The organism is Bacillus salacetis, assembly GCF_003581585.1.
GTDB lineage: Bacteria > Bacillota > Bacilli > Bacillales > Bacillaceae_B > Rossellomorea > Rossellomorea salacetis.
This window is the reverse complement of record NZ_QXIR01000077.1, coordinates 1-1,518: the sequence shown is the minus strand read 5'-3', so window position 1 is coordinate 1,518 and position 1,518 is coordinate 1. Positions and strand designations below refer to the sequence as shown.

1 protein-coding gene is annotated in these 1,518 nt (G+C 41.6%); it reads left to right on the top strand.

Translation table 11 applies throughout. From position 1 onward, the window contains the following. Positions 1 to 1,518: recombinase family protein (locus D3H55_RS25525; protein WP_136035796.1), on the top strand; the 1,518-nt coding region annotated here is incomplete at both ends.

Below are 1,518 nucleotides of genomic sequence, written 5' to 3'. Positions count from 1 at the left end.
CAATATAATAAATTTCTTCTAAGTACGTATGCAGCCCTTGCTCAAGAAGAAATCGAGACCATTTCAACATCAACCAGGTGGGGATTTGAAAAGAACTTCAAGAAAGGCATCCCTCGGTACAATAAGATGCTTGGTTATGATGTGGTGAAAGTAGATGGACGAAATACCCTTCAAATTAGCGAAGAAGGGGCAGTAATTGTTCGCCGTATCTTTGACTGGTTTTTACAGGGGATGACCATGGCTGAAATAGCACGAGAACTAATAAACCAAGGGATAAAGACATCAGTAGGCAAAGACCTGTGGAGAGGATCAACTGTAAAACATATTCTAACGAACGTGACCTATACCGGTAACAAACTGACGAGGGTTCGAACAAAAGACCTTTTCACCAATAAAACCACCAAACATATGAGAGATGAAATTGCGATTGAAAATTGCCACCCTCCAATCATTAGTATGCAAGTATTTGAACAAACACAGAAACGCTTAGAAGAAATTAAACCTAAGAGGAAGTCCACAGGACCAAAAGGGAATAAACATTCTCTTTCAGGAAGAATGACCTGTCACCGCTGTGGCTATCGGTTGAACAACTATCCAACGAGAAGGGTGAACTATTGGAAGTGCCAAGCGAGTGATATCGGCGCCTGTGATTTTACATCGATTAGAGAAGATCGTTTGAGAGAGATTTTGCTGGAGGGCTTCAAACAGAAATTTGATATGACGAATGATTCCGTTTTCGATACGGCCAAGAAGGTGCTTCAAGAGATTAATCAGAAGGACCATTTCGAGTTTCACCGATTAAGGTGGATGGCTGAACTGGAGTTAGCAAAAGAAGGGAAGGGTGAGCTGGCCAAAGTAGAACAAGCCTATAAAGAGTTTGAACAACACATCGCCAGGATTGAAGATGATCGAATCTTTCGGAACCAAACATTGAGCTGGCTTGAGACGGTCCAAAATATAGAGGAGTTTCTAGAAACCATTACGATTGAACAGCTTAGGGCTTGGTTGATGGGAGCGGTCATTTATTCTCCCGATGATTATCGCATTGAGTGGGTCGATGGGACAGAAACCATCGTAGGGGAGATGCCTAATAATCTACAGAAAGAAGAGATTCTTGAAAGTCAATCAAACAAGAAGTTTCAAAAACAACAAGAGCATGAACCACTGTATCAGATCATTGATGCAGAAGGACATTTGAAAGAAAGGAGTGAGGAAAGCATGCAAGCACATATGGAACGAGAAATCATCAAAATTGAACCGAAAAAAGGGCAAAGCATGTTGAAGACGATAGAAATGAACTTGCGTGACCATCCCTCCTCAACAACAAACCAGCCGGTTACAAAACCACTTAGAACTGCTGCCTATTGTAGGGTATCAACGGACCGTGAAGAGCAGCTAACCAGTTATAAAACACAGGTAGCTTACTATACGTATTTAATCCTCAAAGATCCTCGATACAAATTTGCCGGGATATTTGCGGATGAGGGGATATCCGGAAAATCCCTTAAAAATCGAACA